We start from the raw sequence: 3,850 nt of genomic DNA on the forward strand, positions 1-3,850 counted from the left end.
TGGTCGAGGGCAACTTGATTAAGATGGTTTCGACCGAGGCTATCGATGCGGGGAATGCAACCGTCATTGACGGCGGTGGGCGCACTCTGACACCCGGGTTCATCGACAACCACGTGCACCTTCAGTTGCCGGGGCCGACACTTCCGTCGATGGAGGCGAACAGCACCTGGGAAGACCTTGCGATTTCGGGTGTCGCCGCTGCGGAAATGTATCTCATGCAGGGCTTCACGACTGTGCGCGATGCCGGCGGTGCCAACGCTGGCCTTCAACGTGCGATCAATGCCGGAACGATTGTGGGGCCGCGGGTGTATCCGTCGGCCGCATTTATCGGCACACGCGGAGGTCATGCCGATTTCGCGAACTATACTGCCCCGGTCGGCGCACCCTCCAATTTCAGCCGCCTGAACATGGCGCAGGAAGCTGACAGTGTTGCGGATGTGCAGAAGTTCGGGCGCAACAACTTCCGTATGGGGGCGAGCCAGCTGAAATTCATGCAATCGGGTGGCGTTGTTTCAGCCTTTGATCCATGGCAGCTGGTTGCCGGGTCGCCAGCCGAAATCGAAGCCGCCGTTCAAGTTGCCAATGAATATGGTAGCTACGTAATGGCACACTCCTACCGCAAAGAGGCAATCATGAATGCCTTGAACGCAGGCGTTCGTTCCATCGAGCACGGCTTCATGTTCGATTGCGAGATATCTGCGCTGATGGAGGAAAAAGGCGCCTACATCACGACTAACCTGACAGCATTTGATCCGGGTCTTCTGGATATCCCTGCGGTTAAGGATGTTCCGGCAAGTCTGGCAAAGGCGAAATCTGCAAGCGCTGCATTCACAGACTACATCGACAACATGCTCGAATGTCCCGCCAAGCGCGGCCATCACACGGATTGTGTGGGCAGCGCGGATGCCTGCAACATCCAAATCGCCTATGAGAAAAAGCTAGCAAATGATTTCTTCGGAGCGCACACCTCTCTTGTTGCAATGACGTCGGTCGGTGGTGAGATCGCGGCGATGACCGGCGATTTCATGAACCCATATCCTGAGGGTAAGCTCGGAGTGATCGAAGTGGGTGCTTACGCCGATATCTTGTTGATAGACGGCAATCCGCTGGAAGATTTCTCGGTCGTTGGCACGGGCGATAAGTGGTTTGGAGCCGATAAGCGCCCCGACAGCCCGGAAACCATTCGCCTCATCATGAAAGATGGCGTGATCTACAAAAATACTCTGAATTGAGTATTTCGCAGGGCGGTTTATTTACCTCGGCCGCCCTGCAACCAAATAGTTGCTTTGCGAAGTTTCTTAGTCGGCTTATCTTTCAATACATTAGAGCTAGAAAAAAATGGAGACTATGATGAGGGCCCTTATATCTGCCATCGCGATGACGGCTGTTTTGGTTTGTAGCGCCCAAGCCGATGTAAACAGTAAAACCTGGCCTGCCTCAGATGAGGCTGCACAGTTCGTCAAAGACACAATTGTGATCGGGATGCTCGCCAGCCCTTACGGGACTGGCTGGACCGAAAACAAGCAACTGCAGGATTACTTTCAACTTGCACGGGATAACGGCATCACAGGCCACGAGATGACACTGGCCGCTGCCGATATGTCCTTTGAAACCCTACTGGAACAGCATTCGCGTTTCCGCGCCGCGATGGCAGAGCAGCCGGACAAGTTTGTGATCGTCCAGAACACGCGTGACATTGAAGCCGCGCATCTTCATGGCAAGACCGCCGTTATCTGGAACAGCCAGACTGCGACGATCCTGAACGGAGATTTGCGAAAGATGGCCCTGCTCAAGGATATGGGCGTCAAGAGCATCATTCTGGCGTATAACGATATTTTCCGCACCGGATCGGGACAGCTTGCCGCCTATAATGGGCGGGACATCGGGCTCACTCCATGGGGAGAAGCCGTGATTGATGAAATGGTGCGCTACGGTATTCTTCTAGATCTGAGCCACACAGGGTCTAAGACGGCCAATGATGCCATGGCCTATATGGAATCAACCTATCCCGGTATTCCGTTTGTCTACACGCATTCGGTGCCTGCCGGTCTCTACAAAAACGAGGCTGACGCGACACCGCGCGGGTGCTATCGCGCCATTCCAGACGATGAGGCGCTGCGGGCCGCTAAGTCAGGTGGCTATGTCTCACCCACGTTCACGGAATGGATGTTGGATGGCATCTGGCCTGACGACATTTCCCCCAAGCAGGCGGCTGACATGATCGACTACTATGTCAAACTGGTCGGTGTGGATCATGTTGGTATTGCAACTGACGACATGTTCTCGACTGATCTGGTCGTCGATTTCGCAAAAGCAAATGCGACGATGTACGATGACGGCGGATATATGATTAATGCGTTTAATAAAGGCGCAACTGGCAGTGGCGAGCTGGCAAAAATTTTGGCGGCCATTACAGATGATCTTTGGGCGCGTGGTTATTCGAATGAAGATCTGGCCAAGATTTATGGTGGCAACAAGATGCGCGTCTACGCTCAGGTTTGGGAAGGAATTTCACCTGACCAATTTGACGCTGACTATCCAGCCCGCCTGCAGATGCGACAGCAACTTCGCGATCATTTCTATTCGCGTTGACCGCTATGGAACACTTCAGAGGGCCCGTTTTGTCGAAGACATTTTTTCCGTCAGTAAGATTCAAAGCAGCGACTTTAGTGCACTTGATGTGTGCGATGTCTTTCACCTGCTTCTTCCTTTCCTCAGGCCTGGTCAGGGCCCAGGGGCTCTCCGGGCCGTCCTCGGTACAAGCTGATCTTGAGCCGGGCGATGGGCTGACGGACCCTCAGTTTCGCTCAGATTTTCCACGCAATATCGCGCCGGGATGGTTTGCATGGAAAGACGGTCTTGCCGACAATGGTTTTTCCTTCAATCTGGATTATATTTCGCTGGGCCAATGGTCGAACTCTGATCTCGGTGCGGGAGAAGCCGGAGGTGGTATTGCCCGGTTTTACGGGAACTGGCAGGCCACAGATAACGGGTCGTTGACTTTCAAAGTTGAGAACCGGCATGCCTATGGCGCAGTCGCTCCGCAATTCTTGGGTTTGGATGGCGGCGCCATTTCAATCACCGGCACTGCATTCAACGACAACGGAACGATGCTGACGAACCTGTACTGGACGCAGCGCGCGGAAAACGGGTCGTGGACATTGCAGTTTGGCCAGATAGACGTGACAGATTTTGTTGATATCTATGGCTTGGTCAGCCCCTACACAGGCTTTCAAAACCTTGCTTTCAATACCAACCCGACGATCAACGCGCCTAATCCGGGCCTCGGGATTGCGGGCGGACTAAAGCTGGGATCAAATTTTTATGCCGTCGGTAGTATCGCAGATGCAAACGCAGATCCGACGTCTCCGGATTTGGACGTGTTCAGCGACGGAGAATTGTTCAAGAGCTTGGAATTTGGCTACACGAGCGGCTTTGATCGCTTGTATTTCGACAATGTGCACCTGACGCTATGGCACTCGGATGCGGCAGGAAACGGCGGTCGCGCCGAAGACTACGGCGCCGCATTTTCAGCATCGTGGTTCATCGACAATCAATGGATGCCGTTTGTGCGTGCAGGCACGTCCAAAGGGACCGCTGCGTTATACGAAAACTCTATTTCTGTGGGGCTAGGGTATTATGGCCGCGAAACAGATCTTGCTGGTCTTGGCCTGAACTGGGCCGAAGCCAATGGTGTTCCCGGCAGTCAAAACACAATTGAGGCGTTCTACCGGTTTTCGATTTCTCCAAATCTCCAAATAACACCGTCCATTCAATACATTGACAATCCACTGCTCAATCCGGGCCAAAGCAGCATCGCATTGTTTGGGTTGCGTGCGCGGATTGTATT

Annotated in this window: 3 protein-coding genes; all 3 read left to right on the top strand. The window is 53.5% G+C overall.

Annotated features, from left to right (window positions below):
• Positions 1-1,232, top strand: a 1,232-nt coding sequence (locus ABJI08_RS12825) for an amidohydrolase family protein (protein ID WP_348402247.1), incomplete at its 5' end; no start/stop codon positions are given.
• A gap of 118 nt (positions 1,233-1,350) precedes the next feature.
• Entirely contained in the window at positions 1,351-2,592 is a 1,242-nt protein-coding gene (locus ABJI08_RS12830; RefSeq protein ID WP_348402248.1) for a membrane dipeptidase, read from the top strand.
• Positions 2,593-2,687: 95 nt separating this feature from the next.
• Positions 2,688-3,850: carbohydrate porin (locus ABJI08_RS12835; protein ID WP_348402249.1), on the top strand; the 1,163-nt coding region annotated here is incomplete at its 3' end.

Origin of the sequence: Shimia sp. (assembly GCF_039969785.1) — a bacterium.
GTDB lineage: Bacteria > Pseudomonadota > Alphaproteobacteria > Rhodobacterales > Rhodobacteraceae > Shimia.